The organism is Paenibacillus gorillae (genome assembly GCF_000513275.1).
GTDB lineage: Bacteria > Bacillota > Bacilli > Paenibacillales > Paenibacillaceae > Pristimantibacillus > Pristimantibacillus gorillae.
Genome location: NZ_CBVJ010000159.1, coordinates 1 through 961 on the forward strand (window position 1 = coordinate 1; position 961 = coordinate 961).

Annotated in this window: 1 protein-coding gene; it reads left to right on the top strand. The window is 54.2% G+C overall.

Annotated elements, in window-relative coordinates; all coding sequences use genetic code 11:
• Positions 1-12 precede the first annotated feature (12 nt).
• Positions 13-738: a nucleoside phosphorylase gene (locus tag TY10_RS28470; RefSeq protein WP_042171585.1), complete on the top strand. Its 726-nt coding sequence runs from the start codon at positions 13-15 to the stop codon at positions 736-738.
• Positions 739-961 lie beyond the last annotated feature (223 nt).

Sequence of the window (961 nt, forward strand, 5' to 3'; positions counted from 1 at the left end):
AGTTTGATTAATATGCTGTTGTCTATTTTACAGGTTCAATCCGAAGATTTGCCGTCATTTGCGATCGTTTGCGGAGATCCGTTCCGTGCCGAGAAAATTGCGGGTAAACTGACAAATGCCCGCGAGTTGGCATTCAGCCGCGAATACCGCACCTTTGTCGGCGAATATGATGGCGTCCGTCTTGCTGTTGTCAGCCACGGTGTCGGTTCCCCTGGTGCTGCTGTTTGCTTCGAGGAGCTCATTCGCGGCGGCGTGAAAACGCTGATCCGCGTTGGCACAGCAGGTTCTTACTCTGCCGATCATCCGGCCGGCAGCTTGATTGTCAGCACCGCTGCGGTTCGCGCGGAAGGCTTGACGAGCCAGCTCGTGCCGAACGGCTTCCCAGCCGTTGCCGACACGGACGTAACGACAGCGCTATATGAAGCTGCTGCCGCTGAGGGTGGCATCGTGAAGAAAGGCATTACAGTGACGCTGGACGTGTTCTTCAACGGCGTTGTCGAAGTGCCGCATAAGCAATACAAAGCAGCAGGCGTGCTGGCTGTTGAAATGGAAATCGCGGCGCTGTATGTTGTTGCTGCTCTTCGCGGAGTACGCGCAGGCGCAATTGTGGCTTTGGACGGCTATGCCGACTCCGACCTGGCAGCCGAATATGATCCGCATACGAATGTAGTTGCGGATGCAGTAGAGCGGGAGATCATGGCCGCGCTGAAGGCAGTCGCGAAGCTTGCAAAAGCATAAGAGAATAGAGGCGTTGCAGCGGGGTTTCCTTGCTGCAGCGCTTTTTTTGTGTGCATGAACAAGGCAATCGCTTACTGCGCCATTCGGTCCAGCCTGTCATTCTTGCTTCGCATCTCCTAATCGCTTCCGCGATAGGAAGATAGATAGAAGCTGCAAAAAGTCAGTCCGAACTCGAATCGCTCCATTCGCTCACCTGTTTACTTACTTGTGGAACATTAATCGC